This window comes from Pirellulales bacterium (genome assembly GCA_035533075.1).
GTDB lineage: Bacteria > Planctomycetota > Planctomycetia > Pirellulales > JAICIG01 > DASSFG01.
Genome location: DATLUO010000161.1, coordinates 1 through 20,139, shown reverse-complemented (window position 1 = coordinate 20,139; position 20,139 = coordinate 1). Strand labels below are relative to the sequence as shown.

The following is a 20,139-nucleotide window of genomic DNA, read 5'->3' as shown; positions in this document are numbered from 1 at the left end:
TCGCTGGTCCCACCCTGCGCTTACCCTGTACTTAACCCGCACTCAACAAATACGCGATCAAATCCGCCATCTCCTGCTTCGTGAGCTGCTTCTCCATCCCATCCGGCATGAGCGATAAGCCGGTGCTGCGCAGCTCGTCGATGTTCACCCGCAACACCGTGTCGCTGGCCCCTTCGGCGCGGCGCAGCGTGACGCTGGTGGCCGTCTCCGCGGCAATCATACCGGTCAATGAGCGGCCGTCGTCGGTCAAGAGCACGTAGTTGACGAATTGCGGGTTTACCTCGCGGCTGGGGTCGAGCAGGTTCACCAGAATCGCGTCGGCGCCGCGGCTCTTGACCGTGGCCAGGTTCGGCCCGATCTCCTGCCCGACGCCTTCCACCCGATGACACGCCGCGCAGATTTTCTTGAACGTCGCCTTGCCGCGCCCCGCATCGCCGGGCGTCGTTAACACGTCGCGGTACGCCTCCACCACGTCCTGCCGACGACCGATGGCCAACGACGCAAACAGCTTCTTTGCGCGTTCCCGGATGGCCGCGTCGCTGTGAGATGCGAGCAGCTTGAGCCGCGCCGCGTCGAGATCGTTGGCGTTGATCTCGCCGCGCTCGACGGCGTCGAACAAGGTGGCAATCCATGCCGGCCGCGAAAATAGCACGTCGGCCGCCGCGCCGCGCACCGTCGGACCAAGCCCCGGCCAGGCCCCAAGCACGATCGTCGCCACCGCCGGACCGTTGAAGCGACCCAGCGTCCGCAACGCCGCCCTCTGCACCTCTTGCGGCTGCCGCCCGTGGACCAGACCCGTCAGATCGTCCTCCACTTCGGCCAACGGCGCCAAGGCCAAGGTGTCAATCGCGGACACGCGGCGGTTGACGGCCTGGTTCTGATCCGCGGCCGTCGTCCGCGCCGACGCAAGCAACTGTCCGATGATGCGCCGGGCAGCCGTCGCGCTCTCGCCGGTCAACGCCGTCTCCAGCTTCGCCCCCCGCGCCGTCAGTCCCGCCGCCAGGCCACGCACGATGGCGCCGGCCGCCGTGGCGTCCGTCTTGGCAAGCTCGTCGATCGTTCGCAAGGTCGCTTGCAGCTCGGCCTGCCGATTGGCCGTGCCGATCTGCCTGGCAAGCGAGTCGAGGAATGTCATGCCCGAATCGCTTTGCCGAAACGCCGCGTCGGCGGCCAATTGACTCAACACTTGGTCCGCGCCCTCGCCCAAGGAGCTTTGGATCGCCAATCGCATCCAACGATCGCCCGCATCGCGGCGGGCCAGCGCCGCCAGCGCCGTCAGCCTCCGCGGCGATTTCAGGTCGCCCAGCGAAAACGCCAACTGGTAGCGCACCCGCAAGTCGTCGTCGTCGACCATCGCCACGACGCGATCGGCAAGCTCGTCCGATTCGTTCATCGCCGGCTCGGCGAGCTTTACGCAGTGCTCTCGCACGCCCGCATGCTCGTCACCAAGGCCGCGAACGAGCGCCGCGCTGCCAAGCGACTTCAACCCGGCCAGCGCATAGCAGGCGTGCATCCTTCCCAGCGGCGATGGCGACTCTTTGACCAGTTTTTCCAACAGCGGCACGGCCGTTTTGTCCTGCCGCTGCCAAAGCAACCGCGACGCCGTTTCGCGATGCCAGGCATTGGGATGTTCGAGCAAGGCCACAAGGTCGGCCGTCGTTGCCCGGCCCAAGGCGGGTGGTTTGCGCGGCTGAAAGCCGTCCGGCGCGATGCGATAGATCCGCCCGCGGTCGCGGCCGCTCGTCAGGTCGAGATGCCGCTTGATCATCGGCGGCAGGCTGGCCGGGTGCTCGATCACCTCGCGGTAAACATCGAGGATGTAGAGCGCGCCGTCCGGCACGTTCATAAACTGGGCCGGACGGAACCATAGGTCGCGCGAGCTGACGAACTCCGATTTCTCGTCGATGCGTCGGGCGACGAACTCCAGCCCGTTGGCTTCCAGGCGTTTGCGGTGAACGAGATTGCTGCCCACGTCGCCGATGATGGCCCACTCTTCGCCGCCGGTGTCCCAGGCGTCTCCCTTATAGATGGTCACGCCGGTGGCGCCGGTGAAGTAGCCTGCCGCGCGGCCGCCGCCTTCGATCGGTCCCGGCGCGGCGCCCGACACGCGCAGCCGCGTGCGCACAATCCGCCACGGCTCGACCGGGCTGGTGCGAAACACTTCCGCCTGCGGGCCGTCGGCCGCGATGCTCTTCCGCGGGCCGGGGGCGCTGAGATACGGGTTTCGGGCGATGTAGCGGTCGTCGTACATCACTTGCTGAATGTGATCGCTGTTGGAGCAATCGAATTTGCGTCCCCAGGCGTCGAAGCTCATGCCGTGCTGGGCGCCGCCGCTGGTGGCCACTAGTTCGCGAGTGCGGGGATCGAAGGCGAAGTCGCGGCCGTTCAGGTTTACCGGTTTGGCCTGCGGATCGTCTGCCCGACGGACGCTGCCGCCGGAGGTGCTGGTGGCGCCGTGGATGCGGTTGTCGAGGCCCCAGTGAAACGAGTTCAATAGGCCCTGCACGTTGGCCTTGCTGAAGCCGGTGAATACGGTCTTTCGCTCGTCCGCCCGGCCGTCGCCGTCGGTGTCTTTGCAATAGAGAATGTCGGGGGCATCGCCGATAAACACGCCGCCGTCGTAGCACACGATCGCCGTCGGCCAACTCAGCTTATCGACGAACACCAGGCTTTCCTCGAATCGCCCGTCGCCGTCGGTGTCTTTGAGCAATCGCACGCGGCTGAGCAGCTCGTCGGCCTCTTCGGAGTATCCCCGCATTTCGACCACATACAGCCGGCCGTTCTCATCGAAGGCCGCCGCCACGGGATCGTTGACCAGCGGTTCGGCCGCCACCAGCTCGACGCGGTAGCCGGGCTGCACGGTAAAAGTTTCGAGCGTCCGGTCCGGCTCAACGGGCGGAATCCGCGGCAACTCGGAGCTGAAGTCGTCGCTGTTGGCCGTTTGCGCCTCCGCCGGCGGCGCGAAGAAATGGAACAAACAGACACCGACACACAGAGAGCAGGCAACGAGAGAAGCACGGGCAACAGTCATCGCGGACATTTGGAGCTTATAAGGTTGTTGCATCACCGACGGACCCAACAATTGTCGTCGATCGACGGCGGTTTGTCATCCGCCTCTCGCCGCTCATCACTCCGCTCCGCGGGGCGTCAGCTTCACTTCGCGTAAATCCATCACCGCCGGGCCGAGCTTGCTAACGGCACGCACTTCAAGCTGATACCGCCCCGCGCGAGCGAACGTCAGCTTGCCGATCACAAACGACTCGAACTGCTGAAAGCCGCCGGTTTCGGGCACGACGAACTCCCTCGTCTGCTCGGCCGCGCGGAACCGCACCTTGCTGCCGCCGCTGCCGTCGCCGCAGCCGACCAGCGCCTCGACGCGATACTCGCCCGGTTCGGGCACGTCGAATTGCCACTCGGCCCAATCGTCGGGCCGCACCCAGTAACCCAGCGTGTTCTTGTGCGGCAACGGCTCGTAACGCAGCATCACGCCATGCACGTCGGCCGTGCGAGCGGGCAACACAATCACACCCTGCTTGTCGGCCGGGTTCGGCATGTAGTCGGGATTCGGCGACGGCATCTGCGCGTCGATCTCGCGTCGCCAGGCAGCCAACTTGGCCGCCAGCCGCTCGACTTGCTCCGGCTCGTCTGCGGCCAGGTTCTTGGACTCGCTCGGATCGCGGGCCAGATTGAACAACTCGCGCCGCCCGGTTTCGTAGAACTCGATCAGCTTCCAATCGCCGTCGCGGACCGCTCCGCCCGGCCGGCTTCCTTGGTTGGCGTAATGCGGATAATGCCAATACAGCGACCGGGCAGGCAGCGGCGGCTTGTCGTCCAGGACGAGCGCGGTCAGGTCGACGCCATCGACGGCCACCGGGAACTTTTGCCCGCACAAGGCCAGCGCGGTCACCGGCACGTCGCCGCTGAACACCGGCGTCTCCACCACGCCCGGCCCGATATGTCCGGGCCAGGAGACAATCAGCGGAACGCGCACGCCGCCTTCATACAACCAGCCCTTGCCTTCACGCAGCGGAGCGTTGATCGTCGCCGGGGTGTGGGGTCCTTCGCGGGTCGCCAGTCCGCCGTTGTCGCTGGTGAAGATCACGATCGTGCGTTCGGCAAGTTCAAGTTCCGCCAGCCTGGCCAGGATGCGGCCCACGCCTTCGTCGACGCTTTCGAGCATGGCGGCGTAGATCGGATTCTCCTGCCGGCCGTGCGGAACGCCGTCCCAAGGCGCGTAATGCGATTGGAGGTCGCTCTTGGCGGCCAGCGGAATATGCACCGCATAGTGCGCCAGGTACAAGAAGAACGGCCGCGCGCGGTTGTTCTCGATCAACCGCAGCGCTTCGTCGGTCAGTCGGTCGGTGAGATACTCGCCCGCGGGGGCGTCGGCGAGGCCGGGGATCGCGCGGTCGCCCTTGCCGAACGGCGCGAAGTAGCTGGCCGGCGATCCGCGTGCGTCGCCCGCCACGTTCACATCGAACCCCTGCCGCGTCGGCTCGTAGCCGGCGCCGCCCAGGTGCCACTTGCCGACGTGGGCCGTGGCGTAGCCGGCGTCGCTGAACACTTCGGCGACCGTCACTTCTTCCAACGGCAACTGCTGGCGAAGCTGCGGCCGCAACAGCCGCTGCGTCGGCATATCACGGCGGCCCGGCAACCAGTCCGTGAGATGCAAACGGCCCGGCGTTTTGCCCGTCATCAGCGACGCGCGGGTCGGCGAACAGACCGGGCAGGCTGCGTAGGCCTGCGTGAATCGCCGGCCGCCGGCCGCCAGCCGATCGAGCTGCGGCGTGCGATGATACTTGCTGCCGTAACAGCCCAGGTCGGCCCAGCCCAGGTCATCGGCGACGATCAGCACCACGTTGGGCGGCCTTGCCGGTTCGGCACAAGACGCCGCCAAGTGCGAAAAACCAACCATCGCCGTCGCCACGACAACCCGCGTTAACACCGTGACGACACCTGACACGCTTAGTCGATCCATATTCTTTCACAAGTGTTAATCTAAGTATCTAAAATCGAGCGACGCGAACAGCACTTGCCAGAACTGCGACCAGACGTCGAGCGTCGAGTGGCCGCCCGATGCAGAAACGAACCGCAGGGCGGCTTCCAACTCGAGCGAACTCGGCAAACGGCCGACAGCCTGTCGATAAGCACGCTCGACGCGGCCGCGGTCGTCAAGACCGGCGAGACTCAGCAAGTTGGCCGCCGCCTGCCGCGAGCGGCCCGCCACGAAGGGGTCGTTCATGAAGAACAACGCCTGTTGCGGCGTCGTGCTTTGCGTCCGCACGCCCGTCACCGTGCTCGGATCGGCGAAGTCGAACGCCTTGAACACTTCGGGCAAGGCGTTGCGAAAGACCGGCACAAACACGCTGCGGCAATGCTCGGCGTGTTTGTAGCCATAGTCGGCCGACACGCCCGGCGGGAAAGTTCTTCCGGCCGCGGTCCGTTCGAGCCGGCCGGCGACGAGCAACATCGCGTCGCGCAGCGACTCGGCGTCCAGCCGGCGCCGTGGAGCACGCGCCAGCAGCCGGTTTTCCGGATCGGCGGCCTTCGTCCGTTCGTCGGCGACGGTCGACAGCCGGTAGGCGTGCGACAGCACCATCCGCCGCACGAGTTTCTTGACCGACCAGCCTTCGTCCATGAAACGCAGCGCCAGGTAATCGAGCAGCTCGGGGTGCGACGGGGCCTCGCCGGCCGTGCCGAAATTATCGGTCGTCCGCACGATGCCCGTCCCGAACAGCCAGTGCCAGACGCGATTGGCCATGACCCGCGCGGTGAGGCGGTTGTCGCGCCGCACGAGCCAATCGGCGAGCTGAAGTCGCCCGCTCTCGTCGTCGGGCAACGGCCGCGAAGGTCCCGCGCCGGCCGCCTGCAAAAAGCCGCGCGGCACGCGCTCGCCCAGGTTGTGGACGTTGCCGCGGATATGGACGTTCGTGTCGCCGATCTCTTTCTCTTCGGCCACGGTCATCGCCTTGGGCCGCGTCGGGCCCTCGGCCTTGAGCTGTTTCAGCAGGCGTTCCAGCCGCTTCAGATCGTCGGCGACGTTAGGCCGGTCGACGGCGGTCGAGTCGGCCGCGACCGATGACGACGATGGAGCGGCATCGACGGGCAAGAACTGCACGGCGTCGGCGATGACGTGCCCGTCGGTCGCTTCGTTGGCCACGATCACGAAGCCCTGCCCGTTCAATTCGAAATGAAATTTGCCCAGCGAGATGAACCGGCCGTCGATGGGCGGCCCGCGGCGTTGGTTGACGTGGAGCAGCCGTTCGCCGTCGGCGCTGAAGACCGTGACCGGCGTGTTGGTGGCGCGGTTGTCGCCCGGCGTGTAGGCCAGCCGCACTTCGTAAAGACCGGCCGCCGGAAGTTGCGGCAGAAAGGTGAGCGTCTTTTGGCCTTTGTGCTGGTCGAGATCGTGCAGGTAGCCGTCGCCGATATAGGAGCCGTTGAACTGCGACAGCTTCCACTCGCCGACGCGCTTGGCGGCGCGGTCGTCGACGACGATGCCCGGCAGGTCTTTGGCCGGCACGACGCCACGACGCGAGCCGCTGAGCGTCCTGATATTCGCCTCCAACGCGGCGATCGCGGCCTCTTGCCGGGCGAGGGCCTGCTCTTCGGCCGGTGGCAGCGGCAGCGGCGTTTCGATCCAGTTCGAGACGTTGGCGTGTTCGAGCGTCTTCGTGTTCCGCAGAATGCCGGCCAGCGCGTAGTAGTCGCGGGTCGGAATCGGGTCGAACTTGTGATCGTGGCAGCGAGCGCAGCCGAGGGTTTGGGCCAGGAACGCCTTGCCGATCGTGTCGAGCTGCTCGTCGACCACGTCCATTCGCAACTGGGCCTTGTCTTGCTCTTCGAGATTGACGTTGCCGAAGGCCAGGAAGCCGGTGGCAATCAGGTTCCGCTGCCGCTGGTCGACGCTTTCGGCGGGCAGCAGGTCGCCGGCCACTTGCTCGCGGAGGAACTGATCGTAGGGCCGGTCTTCGTTGAAGGTGTGGATTGTATAGTCGCGATAGCGCCAGGCTTGTCGAAACACCAGGCCGCGCAGCGTCATCGACTCGCCGAAGCGGACCACGTCGAGCCAGTGCCGCCCCCAACGCTGGCCGAACTCGGGCGAAGCGAGAAGCAAGTCGACGAGCCGCGCGTAGGCGTCGGGCGAAGCGTCGGCGACGTAGGCGTCGATCTCTTCGGGCGTGGGCGGCAGGCCGATCAGGTCGAAAAAAAGCCGGCGGACCAGGGCATCGGGCGGGGCGTCGGCGGCGGGGTGCAATTGCTTCTCTTCGAGTTTGGCGAGCAGAAAACGGTCGACTTCGTCGAGCGGCCAGACTTGGTCGTTCGTTTCGGGCGGGCGGGGACCGGCGAGCGGTTGGTAAGCCCAATGGTCGCCGCTTCGCAGGGGCGCGCCGGCCTTTTTGACGGCCGCGGTGCCGGTCCGCGGATCGGCCGCGCCACGTGCGACCCACGTCACGAGGTCGTCGATGGCCGTTTGCGGCAGTTTGCCGTCGGGCGGCATTTGCAGTGCGGTGTCGTCATAGCGGACGGCTTGAATGAGCAGGCTTTCGTCGGGCTTGCCCGGCACGACGGCGGGACCGGAATCGCCGCCGGCGGCCCAACCTTCGCGCAGGTCGAGCCGCAGGCCGCCCTTGCTGGCTTTCTCGCCGCCGCTGTGACATTCGAAGCAATGCTCGACCAGGACCGGCCGCACGCGCTTTTCGAAGAACTCCAGCTCGGCGGCGGCCGGCGCCGCGGCGTAAGCCATTCGGCCGGCAAAAACCGCCGACACGCCGACGATGATCTGAAGAGTGCGCGTTGAAGCCATACGGGTGCCGTGAGTGGAACGATCGGTTTCCAGTCTAGCATGCCTCCGCCGGAGCGGGAATTCACGGGTTCAGGGTTCAGGCGCGCCGGGATGGGGCATCACGCTCCGCCGTGATGGATCCCCTTGCGTAGCGTTCCCTGAGCTTCCGTCCTTCGTGCAAATTTGCAATAACGGGAAAAACCCGAGGGATTTCATCATCTCGTAGTTCCGCGGTGGTATCTTTCTGGCATCCGCTCCCGGCGTCATCCGTCATTCTGGCGCCCCGCTGGCTTGTCCCGTTCTCTGGCCCTCATCGGCATCTCTCATCTCTCATCTCTCATCCTGCTTGGGTTGCTCAATTGTTAAGCACTCTTCAACTGTCCATACACAATACATAACATAAAAACGCCGTGTTTTATCGGCTTTTTGACGGGTGTCTCGGGTGTCTTGCTTTGCATTCCTTTAGTTGCCTGAAGCGGTTGTCTTGCGGCCAGCCTCTAACGACAGCCAAGACTGGTTCCCCGACGGAGCGTCTGGGCAAAGTCGAGCAGGTTTGTATTCAACCGATCCTGCGAACTTGGTCGCCGATGTCACTGTGGGAAGTTTCGCCACGAGGACGCGTCCGCCGGCCATTGAGGATGAAGCCGATCCACGTGTAGCGAACGAAAAGTTGATATGTCAGGAGGAGGATCGCCGTCACGACGCTGCAGATCAGGACGAACTTCACGTACGCCGGCAGGGGCCAAGGTGCGACGATCACTTGTGCGGCGATAACAAGCGGTGGGTGTGTGACGTACAACCAGTATGACGAGTCGGACACGTAACGGACCCACGGGCGCTCTCGCCTGAGGACGCGGCGGAAGAGACCCAGCATGCCAAAACTCATCGCCCACGCATAGACGACCTGCGCCAACGCCGTGACGGCGCGCGGCAAGAGCGGTACGAGGCCCAGCGGCAGCGCGACGATCAACGCAAGCGGCAGAAGAAACCACCAACGGCGGGCCAGCCGGCCCTCGTCGTCGTGGGTGTCGTAGTAGAGGGCGCCGAAGCCGAAGAAGATTCCATAGTAGACGAGCAGGTGCGGCAGCGGCAGGAGCCCGATCGACGTGTCCGGACCAAAAATCCCGTCGCCCATGAACCACTGCGGAATGAACGTCAGCGGCAGAAGCCAAAGGTAGCAGATGGGCGAGTGGAGCAGACCGCGCGGGACTCGAGGGAGGTGAAGCCTCTGGGCGGCCCAGGCGAGCAACGCGAAGATCGGCACGAGCCAGCACAGGAACCAGAGAAACCAAAGGTGATCGAACACGGGCGTGCGGATAAGGTTGAAGCTTGAACCGCCGACCTGCACGGTTAATCGGTCGGAATCGAGCAGCCGCCTGTAAGCTTTAACGATCCCGCCTCCCTTCTCCGCGGCGGCCGCCGCACTACGGGTTGTGTCGCCGGTCGATTGCGTGATCGGTGCAAGCAAACGCCGGACCTCGGCGCGCCCCGCGTCGACGTCGGGCTCGGTGCCGAGGCGGATTTGTAGCAGTTTGGCAACGAACTGCGTCGTGCCCCAGTCGACCGTCGTGGCATCGAGAGCCGACCGACCTTCGCGGTTGCGAGCGTTGGGGTTGGCGCCGTGCTTGAGGAGCAGCGCCGCGACCTCGGCGCGGCCAAAGATCGCCGCGCCGTGCAACGGCGTGGAGCCGTCGCGGTTCGTAATTCTCACATCGGCGCCGGCGTCGATCAGAAGCTGCGCCGCAGCGGTGTCGCCGAGCATCGCGGCCCAACCCAGCGGAGGTACGCCAAAAGTCCCGGCCCTTTGGTTAACGTCCAGCCCCGCCAATAGGCGTTCGCGAAGCGCGGCGGAGTCTCCCAATCGAACAGCCGCGGTGATCGAGTCGTCGTCGGACGCGACGACGGGGATCGCGTGCTGTCTCGCCCACTCAGACACCCAATCCAGCAGCGGGATGATGGTCACCAAGCCGACGAGGCAGGGGACGAGGATCCGTACGGCCCTTTGCTTAAGCAGTGACGCCAGCCCCCGTCGGCGCCAGAGCATCGTGGTGAACAAGCCGCTCACCAAGAAGAAGAGCGGCAACCGAAAACCGTGGAGGGCCTGCATGATCACCGAGTACAGCTCGCTTTGACGGGTGTCGCGCACAACCCACGGGATCGTGGAGAACGACAGCGACGCGTGCAGCACGATGCCGAGCAGCATCGCGAAGGCGCGCAGCGCATCGAGGTCATGCCGGCGAAGGCTCGCAGACCGGGTCAAGTCAACGGATGGAACGCTCGCGGACATCGTGGGCACCTGATTTCGAAGCAAGATTTCGGTAGTACTGCCTAGCCACACCTACGGAGCCCGCACGGCCCGCGGGCCATCATTTCAGCTTTCAACTCGACGAGGCTCGTGCCTCCGAGTTCCCAGCCTGGTCGTCGTCATCGGGCAACGCCCTCTTCACGTTAATGCTTGCTAGACCGCCGAGCGCGCCCAGGTTCATCGACTCCACGCCTGACGACGGGACGACCACGATCGAACCCTTCTCCTTGAGGCCCTCATAGAGCATGTTCATGGCACGCAGATGCACCGCCACCGGGTTGTTCTGGTACGGCCGGGCCGCCTCCACGAAATTGGCCGCGATCTCGGTCTCCGCCGTGCTCAAGATAATCCGCGCCTGGCGCTCCCGTTCTGCCTGGGCTTGCTTGCTCATAGCGTTTTGCAAGCTGGCGGGAATGATCACGTTACGGATTTCCACGGACTGGACCGTGATGCCCCAGGGATTTGTCTTGCGGTCGAGCGTTTCCTGCAGAGCGTGGCCCAACGCCTCCCGCTGGGTCAGCATCTCTTCCAAGGTGTGAGTGCCGATGATGTCACGCAGCGCCGTTTGCGTGGAGAGCGAGATGGCCCGGTAGTAATTCTCGACCTCCAGAAGCGCTTTCCGGGCATCCCAGACCATCCAGAAGCAGACCGCGTCGACGTCTACCGGTACGGTGTCGCGAGTCAGCGTGCTTTCCGAGAAGAATTCCGTTGTTCGGATGCGCATGTCCACAAAACGGGCCACGCGGTCGACGAACGGCACCAGAATGAAGACACCCGGCCCCTTCAGGGCGTGGAACCTCCCTAGCCGCAACAGCACAGCACGATCCCACTGTAAAGCGATACGCACGCACAGCAACACGGCCAAGGCCGCCACGACCGCGACGGCCCACGTGAGCTGGTTATACTTCTCCTCGGAAAACTGAACGGCTGCCGGGGCAACCAGGATCAGCGTGGCCACGACCGAATTCAGGAGAAACGTACTGGCTCGGCGACGTTCGCGCGCGGCGTGCTCTCGGGCCAGCGTGCGTTCGGTGTCCCTGCGGCTGGTCATTTTGGTCGCTCCGCTGTCAGGTTGCGTATCGTCTTCAGTACATCGCGAGGCGCGAAGCCGTATTGGGCAGCCTGTCCCAAGAATTCGGTGCATAAAGCGCGAAGCTTGGCCTCCTGGTCCCGCGGGGCAAGCGTCACCGCGGGCTGCGGGGCGACGAACGTGCCGCTGCCTTGTTCGGTCGTTAACACTCCCTGGCGCTCAAGCTCGGTGTACGCTTTGATGACCGTGTTCGGGTTGACCGAGAGATCGACGGCCAAGGCCCGCACCGTCGGCAGTTGTTCACCAGGGCACAGTCTCCCCGACGAGATCCCAAAGCGGACCTGATCCTGTATCTGCCGGTAAATCGGCACGCCGCTCTTCGGATCCAACGAGAAGATGATCATTGCTCTATTGAACTATAGTAATAGTACACTAGAGCGTCAAGAGGGTCGCTTCTTTTTTTGCGAATGGCGAAGCGGCGATGGCGGCGTTCGCCGTCAGAAATCGCGTCGGATTCATCGGACGGGAAGCGCTCGGCGGCACTGTGGAACCAACTGCGTCTCGGTCATTATGTCGACGGTCGGCTCGGGGCAAGACGAACCAAAAACTGTCACAAGTGCTTGTCGTGTAATGCTTAGCTGCGATGCGAGCGTTTTTACGTCGTGCTGAAAAAGTTCAATAGCCGTCTCGTTGCCCCGACTTGAATCGCTGGCCGGTGGGCCATTTTTCCGCTTGGGCAAGGGTTTCGGGCCTGTTTTAGTTAGCAGCGCTCACGGCCCGGCCGCGGCCACCAGCGCCATGGCGGCCCAGTTGGTCGCCGCCGCGGAGATCCACTGGTCGTGTCCGTGGGGAAAACCGCTTTCGAAGTAAGGCTGGAACGGTATGGAACGGCTCCTCACGTACCACGATCCATCTTCGAGCTGCGTCGACAGAAGAAATTCGACGCCCCGCTGGTAGGCCGCATCGGTCGCCGCGACGGCGCCGGCCTCTTTCAGGGCCACCAACGCTTGCCCGGTCGCGTATGCATCACTGGCGAGCGAGGGAAGTTCTCCCCACCCTCCGTCGGCTCGTTGCTCGCTCAGCAGGTCGCTCGCGGCTTTTCGTAGGAGGATCTCCTGGTCGTCTCCCGCCCATCGCAGGCCGAGAAGTTGAAAGGCCCGGTCCTCGGTCGTCGTGGCCCGGGCCCGCTTCAGCCACTCCTTGGCGCGCTCGATCGACTTCTCGTACTCGCTCCGCCTTGCTCTGGGGGCGTAGACCTGCAGCGCCCGCAGCGAGGCGGCCGTGACCTGGATGGCGCTCGATTCGAGAGGAGGCCGATGCCCAAGGGGCCGCCACCCACCGTCGGGCAATTGCCGGCTCTTGACGTAGCGTGCCAGCGCGTCGGTGGCCGCATCGGGCGGATGTTTCTCCGCCGCCATGCCTATCAGCACGTAACCGACGGTATCGGCGTCGCCCGGAATGCCAAGGCCCTGAAGCGCGCGCTCGCGCCACACGTCGATGTAAGACGCGATCGACGCCCGTTGCGCGCGTGCGACCTGATCGTCCACCGGCACTGAGGCACTTCGGGCCGCGGCGATGGTCATCGCCGTCAGCGAGTTGTGATGGCAGGAGACGCAGCCCGTCTTTTGCACGAATCCGATGTCGGACCGCTGCAGGAGCGGAATCGTCCGCGACAGGGCGGCACGCACGGAGCCGGCCGGCTTCGGCGGGCTGACCGGCACCGGCGACGCGCCCCCCGGCTTCGCACCCGCCTTGACGAGCAGATCCACGACGGGCGTCTGGCCGCGCTGGAGGGCGAAGTCGAGAGCGGTCTGGCCCGCCTCCGTCCTGGTGTTCGTATCGGCCCCGCGTTCGAGCAGCGTGGTGACGCTTTCCAGGGGCAAGCTATCGGAGTTGGCCAAGTCCATCAGAATGCGGCGGCCGTCACGGCCCCTGGCATTGACGTCGGCACCGTCATCGAGCAGTCGCTGGATCAGCTTCGCGTTGCCGAACGCCGCCGGATTGCCGTTGGGCGGACCCAGGGACGCCAGCGCCGTGCTCAGCGTGGCGCGGTCGGCCGACGGCATGAGCAGGTCCACGCAGCGGGCGTCATTCGCGTTGAGCGCGGCGATCAGTGGGAGAGGCCCCGCGCTCTTCACGTCGGCCCCGCGTTCGATCAGCAACCGCACAACGGCCTCATCACCGACGTCGGCCGCCTCGCGGAGCGGAGTCAACGGCCCCTTGTAGCTGGGCGATCTGACGGATGGATCCGCGCCAGAATCGAGCAGCAGCCGGACTACGGCGAGGGAGCCAAAGCGGCTGGCCGCGATCGCCAGCGCGGTCCGTCCGTCGTCGGAGCGGGCATTCACCTCGGCGCCGCGCTCGAGCAACCATCGCGTTTTTTCCAGATCGTCGGCCGCCCACATCAGCGCCGACGCGCCGACCTCGTTGCGAACGTTGGGATCCGCGCCGTTGTCGAGCAGGAGCCGGACGGCATCGGCATCGCCGTAGAGCACGGCGTACATCAGCGGTGTCGAACCGCCGGGCCCTTTGAGGCTGGCGATCCGGCGATCCTCGCTCAACATCGTTTGCAGCGCCCGATGATCGCCATCGCGGAGAAGCTCCATCATCCGCGCCGCCTGCGGATCGGGAGGCGCCGCAGCGGTTTCTCCGGCCAGATCATCGGGCCATTTCGCTCCCTGGTCGATCCAGAGCTTGATGATGTTGAGCTGCTCGGGATCGAGCGGACCGGTCGGCGGCATCCGCTGGCCGTACTGGTCTGAAACGAGCTTGAGATAGAGCCGGCTCGCCGCACTATGGCCGGGGCCGATCATGGTGATGGTCCCGCCGCGCAGGGCATCCCGCCGCCGGTCGAGCCGAAAGCCGTTCTTCTGCTGCTTCGGCCCGTGGCATTCATAGCAGTGCGCCTTGAACAGCGGCTGAACGTCACGGCCGAAGTCGACCGCATCGTCGGCCCTGGAAGCCCGGCTAGAAAGCGCGCCTGTCAGAACGAGCGTCAGCGCTGTCGCCAGCCAGGTTCTTGCCATGATTGTGCTCCTTCGCTCTGACCGCGCTGGTGATCCTCGGACCGTGCCCGCGGAACGCATCGCGCAAACGGCACGGCCCAACGAGTCCGCGCTTCGATGATACCGCGTAGCTGACTTCGTGAGAAGTCAGGAGGTCGACGGTGCGGGTTTGAGAAAGAGTTGCAAAATGCGTACGGCCAATTAACATTGTTGCTACACTCCGCAAGAGGCAACATGAGCATGGATCGTCGGCTGCCCCGCAGCGCTTGGGCCAGAAAACACCGTGTGAGAAGCTTGCGGGCATCGGATGCGCCTGGCGGTCGTGCGTGCGCGCCGGAACCGCTCGAAGCACGGCTCGCGCTGAGTGCCGATCCCGCCGCTGCGGCGACGACGGCCGATTCGCCGTTCGCGATGTACGCCTCGGCCGTTTACAAGGACGTGCTTCAACGGCAAATCGACCCGTCGGCGCTGGCCTACTGGACTTCGCTGCTCGACTCCGGCCTGCCGGTCCAGGCGGTCGCGGGGGCGGTGGCCCACAGCGACGAATACGATGCCAACATCGTGATCGGGCCCGATTTCCAGCGATACCTTCAACGCGGCGCCTCGGCCTCGGACATCGCGTTTTACACCGCCGCCATGCAATCGGGCGCCAGTGACGAGCAGATCGAGGCGGTACTGGTCGCATCCGACGAATTCTTCAATGATGCCGGTGGAACGAACGCCGCCTGGATCGACGCGGTGTATAACGCGGTGTTGGGCCGTGCGGCCGATCCGGGTGGAAGCGCATTTTGGCTGGCAGAGCTTGCTCAGGGCCAGGCACGGACGCAAGTGGCGATGGCGTTTACCAGCGGCGCAGAGCGAGAAAGCGCGCGGATCGAAGCCGACTTCAGCCAGGTGCTGCACGAATCGAGCGATGGTGCGGTGACCGCGTATTGGGCCGCGCTTTTGGGCCAGGGCATGACCAACGAATCGATCGTCGCTTATATGGCCGGCACGGACGACTATTTCCAGGCCGCCGCCGGCCAGCCGGTCACCACGGTTCCGCAGCCGGCCGACAACAGTTGGTTCGCAGCCGACAATGCGGCCATCGACGCCACGGCGGCGCAAAACAACGCTCAGGTGATGTTTCTGGGCGATTCGTTGACCTACGGCTGGACCGTCTTCGGCAACGACGCCTGGAACCAGTATTTCGGCCAGTTCCAGCCGCTCGACGCCGGAATTCCCGGAGACACGACGCAAAACATTCTCTGGCGACTGGATAACGGGCTTCTCGACAACGTCCACCCGAAGCTGGTCGTGCTGCTGGCGGGCACGAACAACCTGCTGAACGATTCGTCCGCCGACATTGCCGCCGGCGTCAAGGCGATCGTCGACACGCTGCATGAGCGTTTGCCCGACACCAAGGTGCTGTTGGTCGGCATTCCGCCGACGGGCACCAGCGCCAGCTACCCCTATCGGCAGAAGGAGGCTGCCGCCAACGCCCTGATACAGGCGCTCGCCGACGGCGTGGACACCTTCTACATCGACATCACTCCACTCTTGCTGGCCCCCAACGGCGACCAGCAGGCGGGCATCTTCTTCGATGACCAAGTGCATCTGACGGCGGCGGGCTACCAGATCTATGCCCAGGCCATCGGGCCGCTGGTCGAGCGCCTCATGGAACTCTGAGTAGAGTGGGACCAGCGAGCTTGCGAGCGCCGGCCCACCGTAAACGACGTCGCTATCGGTGGGCCGGCGCTCGCAAGCTCGCTGGTCCCATCCTACGCCCGTCCATTGCGGGTCTTTGATTCTCAAACCGATTTTTTTCATTCCCGGTTTTGATGGAGCAGCCGTCTTGACATGCGCGGCGGCGGCATCTATCGTCCGCGCGGCAAAGTGGGGGACCGCCGAGCGAAGATGTATGTCCGAAGATACAGTGCTACGCATCGAAGAGACGCTCAAGGCTTTCCCGCAGTATCGCGGTCTGCCGGAGCCGGACTATGTGATCGATTTTCTCGGCACGCGGACCCGCGCCGAGTACGTGCGCGGCTTGCAGGGAGGCACGGTGGAAGGATATCCCCTGCCGGTGAACTTCCATGCCACCGCCCTGGAGTGGGCCGGAGCGCTGGCCGCGGTCCATGAGGCGGCCGACGAACTGTGCGTCGTCGAGTTGGGTGCGGGGTGGGCGCCGTGGCTGGTGGCGACTGCCCGCGCGGCGCGGTTGCGCGGCATCAACCACGTGCGGCTGACGGGCGTGGAAGGATCGAAAAAACATTGCGAGTACATGAGCCGCCATTTTCGCGACAACGGCCTCGACCCCGCCGCGCATACGCTGCTGCACGGCGTCGTTGGACCGCGCGACGGCACGGCGGAGTTTCCGGTGCTTGCCGATCCGTCGCTCGATTGGGGCACGCCCGCCATTTTTGCCGCGCCCGACGGCGGCCTTGCCCGGCGACTGCGGCGTTGCGCGGCGACGCTCGGCCGGCGAGTCGGCACTCGTGCGGCGACGGAAAGATTGCCTTGCTATTCGATCGGCACTTTACTCAAGCCGTTTCGCGTGGTCGATCTGCTGCACGTCGATATCCAAGGCCACGAGCACGTGGTGCTGGCGGCCGCGCGGCAGGTGTTGCGGCAAAAAGTGAAGCGGACCGTGGTCGGCACGCACGGCCGGGCGATCGAACAGCAGTTGCTCGACATGATGTCGGCCGACGGCTGGCTGCTCGAAGCCGAAGAAACCTGCCTCTATCGGCAATCCAACGGCGGCGTGCAACTTGTGCGAGACGGCTGCCAGGTCTGGAAGAACCCTGCCTGGATCGGGCCGTCGCCCGTTCGTTCCCTTTCTCAAGCAGCATAAAGCATCGTTCGTCAAAAGCCATTCGACTCATGCGGCCGCCGGGCGGCGGCGAGCAGGTCGATCAGGCTGCCAAGCTCCTGGGGCGAAAGATGGCCGAGCTGGCGGCGGTGGCACTCGGCCAAGGGCGCGGCGATCGCGCCGAGCAATTCGAGCCCGGCGTCGGTGATCGCCACGTTCACCACGCGGCGATTGGTCGCATCACGCCGGCGCGACACGAGGCCCCGTTCTTCCAGCTTATCGAGCAGTCGCGTGATGTCGGGGGCGCGCGAGATCAGCCGCGAGCCGATGGCCAGCGTGGGCAGCGAATCGGGGTGCTCGGCCCGCAGCAGCCGCAGCGCGTTGTATTGCTGCGCGGTCAGACCATATTCGCCAAACAAGGCTTCTTCGATGGCTTTCAAACGGTCGTAGGTGCGCCAGAGGTTGAGAAAAGCCTCTTGCTCCAGCGAATCGAAGTGAGGCGTGCGAGGGTCGGCTGTCTTGGAGGGACGATCCATAGCTTGTGGATAGTGGCGCCGCACTCAATTGTCAAACGGCGTGCATGTTCGCCGCGTGAAGTACAGCATCGGATGATTTCGCTTATCGCCGCCGGAAAAGTCATCCGATTAGAACAAGATGATGTGTCTTCCGCCGGGCCACGTGTACTGGCCTTTTCGAGGCCTGCTGGCTGCCTTGTTGCTTTGCGCAAGCGCGGCGACAGGCATGGGCCAGCCGCCCTCGTACACTGCAAGCTTTGCGCCCGGAGGGGCAGGGGGCGCAGCTTCCACGCCTCGCGCTTCAAGCCTGCGGCAGCCCGCGCCGGCCCAGACCGCCGCGCAGCCTTCGAGCGATGCGCAGCCTGCGCCAAGGCCGCAGACCAACGGCGCCCTGCCCTACTCGGCGCCGCCTGCGTTCGCTGCGCAACCACCGGGCTCTGGGCCGCTCGCGCCGCCTCCGCAAACCTACGGCGCGCCGCCCAACTGGCAGCCGCCTGATCCCTTCACGCCCCTGTCGCCGGGGCCCTATCCGGTCGTCCCGCCGCCACCGCGGCCCGTCCGGCCGGCCTTGCCCGAAATGGTCTACGTGGTGACTGCCAAGTTCTGGTTCCGTCCCGAAGCGCTGTTGTGGGACACCAAAGCGGCGCCCGTGCCGCAACCGATTGCAACCAGCGGATCGACGGCCGATGCCGTGCCTGGGGCCATCGGGCAGCCGGGCACGCTGGTCGTCTTTGGCGGCGGCACCGCCAGCTTCGGATATGTGGGCGGAGTCCGCCTCGAAACCGGCATCTGGCTCGACGAGGGACGCGTCTTCGGTCTGGAGGCCGGCTACTTCGTGCTGATCCAGCAGAGCCGCGAGTTCTCGCAGCAATCGGACGGCTTTGGCAATCCGGTCATTGCACGGCCGACGATCGACGCGCGAAGCGGCGGCGAAGGTTCTCACGTCGACTCGCTCCCCGACCAGTTCCTCGGCGGCGTGGATGTGATCCTACGCAGCGAATTCCAAGGGGCCAATTGCGACGGCGTTCTCAATCTGCTCCAGACCCAGCGCGTGCGACTGGATGGCCTGTTGGGCTTCCGCTACTTGAGCCTGGTGGAATCGTTGAATATCTACGACCAGTCCTCCGATTTCTTGGGCGGCGGGAGCACCTTCGGGGGCGCGCCCCTGAGCACCTCCGCCACCTTGTCCGATTTCGACGGCTTCCGGCTCACCAACAGCTTCTATGGAGGGTCGGGGGGAGCAAGACTCTATTATGCTCAAGGGCGGTTCTACTTCACCGCGTTGGGCAAGATCGCCTTCGGTACGGTTCAGCAGCGGGCGACGATCTCGGGCTCGACCCTCTTCACCAACCCGCAAGGCGTGCGGACCATGTTGCCCGGCGGCGTCCTGGCCACCACGGCCAACATGGGCAATTATTACCAGAATCCGTACGCAGTCGCGCCCGAGGGGCATTTCAACCTCGGATACCAAATCTCGCCGTCGGTCACGGCGCGCATCGGCTATTCGTTTATTTACCTGAGCAACGTCGCCCGGCCCGGCGACCAGGTGAGCCGCGTGACGAGCGCCAATCGGATTCCCTCCGACCCGGCCTACGGCGGCACCGGCCCGGTGCCGCCGGCCTTTCAGTTTCACACGTCGACCTATTGGGCCCAGGGCCTCAATTTCGGGCTCGATTTCCGCTTCTAACGCCGTCAGTAGCCGATGATCTTCCGGTCAGCACGCCAATAGTTGCGGCTGTACCACGTCGTTCCCATGAGCAAGGGCGAGTTCGCGCGAAGCCCACCGGTGACGTAGTCGCCCATGTCCGGCCAGAGGACTGGCCGTGCATACGGATACGGTCCCTTGTAAGGCCTCGAGGCGCCAGGCACGGCCTCAGCCACCATGGGGCCCCCGCGGGCCGCCGGAAAGAGCGGCTGCGGCTGCGGGAACGTGCGGGCATACAGTTCCGGCACCGTCGGCATCATTTCCGTCATGGGAATGTACGAATACCGCCGCAGCAACTCCTGCCGGCGAGCGAACTGCTGGGGCGTTGCCACATATCCTCGCCAGAGCCAGCCGCTTACGGGCTTCCCATTCACCGTGGCGCGGGTGCCGACCCAATTGCCTTCCGTGCGAATCACCTCAAAACGGTGCCCGGCCGGCAGCCTTGCCAGCGTCGAGCTGCCGCGCATCAGCGGCGCGTTCTGCGCCGCCACCAACATCTGCTCGCCCTTGGCGGTTTCGGCGGCGCCGACCTCCGCCAGCAGCAGACCCACGAGCCCCATTCCCAAGAGTCCCAAAGTGAGAAAACGTTTCATGCTCCACCTCCGCATGAGGATGTGGCCCGCGCGAACAACCGTCGCCAGGGCCGTCCGAGAAAAAATTCCGCCCTGCCGTCCAATGCGCAGAGCGACCAGCATTGATCGCGCCGCCACCGCGTATTCAAATCATTGTTGTGAGCAACAATCCTGCCAAATGGCGCTTTTTCGCGAACGTAGAGTCGGACCAGCGAGCTTGCGAGCGCCGGCCCACCGATGGCGACGTCGATTACGGTGGGCCGGCGCTCGCAAGCTCGCTGGTCCCACCCTTTTCTACGGACGTTGGCGGCTGTTTGGTCGGAAAATCTGCGATCTGAGCAATGGGAGGCGAGCCTGCGTAGGGCTTTCGTGGGCGCGGTAAGGAGCCGCGCCGCTAATTCACGGAGGTGTCATCGATGTCGCAGAGAGA

General features: G+C 65.0%; 12 protein-coding genes. 3 read left to right on the top strand and 9 right to left on the bottom strand.

The window, feature by feature from the left end:
- Positions 1–31: 31 nt before the first annotated feature.
- The 7 genes from VNH11_19995 to VNH11_19965 all read right to left on the bottom strand — a co-directional run bounded on the left by VNH11_19995 (position 32) and on the right by VNH11_19965 (position 14,147).
- On the bottom strand, positions 32–3,040 hold the full coding sequence (locus VNH11_19995) for a PVC-type heme-binding CxxCH protein (GenBank protein ID HVA48659.1): 3,009 nt from the start codon (positions 3,038–3,040) through the stop codon (positions 32–34).
- 87 nt (positions 3,041–3,127) lie between these two features.
- Positions 3,128–4,978, bottom strand: coding sequence for a sulfatase-like hydrolase/transferase (locus VNH11_19990; protein ID HVA48658.1), 1,851 nt, complete (start codon positions 4,976–4,978; stop codon positions 3,128–3,130).
- A 15-nt stretch (positions 4,979–4,993) separates the two neighbouring features.
- The gene (locus VNH11_19985; GenBank protein HVA48657.1) at positions 4,994–7,807 is read right to left on the bottom strand and encodes a DUF1553 domain-containing protein; all 2,814 of its coding nucleotides are present in this window, start codon (positions 7,805–7,807) and stop codon (positions 4,994–4,996) included.
- A 538-nt stretch (positions 7,808–8,345) separates the two neighbouring features.
- Positions 8,346–10,073: an acyltransferase family protein gene (locus VNH11_19980; GenBank protein ID HVA48656.1), complete on the bottom strand. Its 1,728-nt coding sequence runs from the start codon at positions 10,071–10,073 to the stop codon at positions 8,346–8,348.
- 91 nt (positions 10,074–10,164) lie between these two features.
- On the bottom strand, positions 10,165–11,142 hold the full coding sequence (locus VNH11_19975; GenBank protein HVA48655.1) for a slipin family protein: 978 nt from the start codon (positions 11,140–11,142) through the stop codon (positions 10,165–10,167).
- Positions 11,139–11,525, bottom strand: coding sequence for a GntR family transcriptional regulator (locus VNH11_19970; GenBank protein HVA48654.1), 387 nt, complete (start codon positions 11,523–11,525; stop codon positions 11,139–11,141). The genes VNH11_19975 and VNH11_19970 overlap by 4 nt, the downstream gene beginning before the upstream one ends.
- 366 nt (positions 11,526–11,891) lie before the next feature.
- On the bottom strand, positions 11,892–14,147 hold the full coding sequence (locus VNH11_19965) for an ankyrin repeat domain-containing protein (GenBank protein HVA48653.1): 2,256 nt from the start codon (positions 14,145–14,147) through the stop codon (positions 11,892–11,894).
- Between the two features lie 264 nt (positions 14,148–14,411).
- On the opposite strand from VNH11_19965, the gene VNH11_19960 reads away from it, so the two are divergent.
- Positions 14,412–15,794, top strand: a complete 1,383-nt coding sequence (locus tag VNH11_19960) for a GDSL-type esterase/lipase family protein (GenBank protein HVA48652.1) — start codon at positions 14,412–14,414, stop codon at positions 15,792–15,794.
- Positions 15,795–16,026: 232 nt separating this feature from the next.
- Positions 16,027–16,959 (top strand): FkbM family methyltransferase, encoded by a 933-nt coding sequence (locus VNH11_19955; protein HVA48651.1) that lies wholly within the window; start codon positions 16,027–16,029, stop codon positions 16,957–16,959.
- Positions 16,960–16,970: 11 nt separating this feature from the next.
- Here the strand turns inward: VNH11_19955 and VNH11_19950 are convergent, their stop codons facing one another.
- Positions 16,971–17,453: a MarR family transcriptional regulator gene (locus VNH11_19950; protein ID HVA48650.1), complete on the bottom strand. Its 483-nt coding sequence runs from the start codon at positions 17,451–17,453 to the stop codon at positions 16,971–16,973.
- Positions 17,454–18,009: 556 nt separating this feature from the next.
- On the opposite strand from VNH11_19950, the gene VNH11_19945 reads away from it, so the two are divergent.
- Positions 18,010–19,119 (top strand): BBP7 family outer membrane beta-barrel protein, encoded by a 1,110-nt coding sequence (locus VNH11_19945; GenBank protein ID HVA48649.1) that lies wholly within the window; start codon positions 18,010–18,012, stop codon positions 19,117–19,119.
- A gap of 5 nt (positions 19,120–19,124) precedes the next feature.
- Here VNH11_19945 and VNH11_19940 read toward each other — a convergent pair whose 3' ends face one another.
- Positions 19,125–19,730 (bottom strand): hypothetical protein, encoded by a 606-nt coding sequence (locus VNH11_19940; GenBank protein HVA48648.1) that lies wholly within the window; start codon positions 19,728–19,730, stop codon positions 19,125–19,127.
- Positions 19,731–20,139 lie beyond the last annotated feature (409 nt).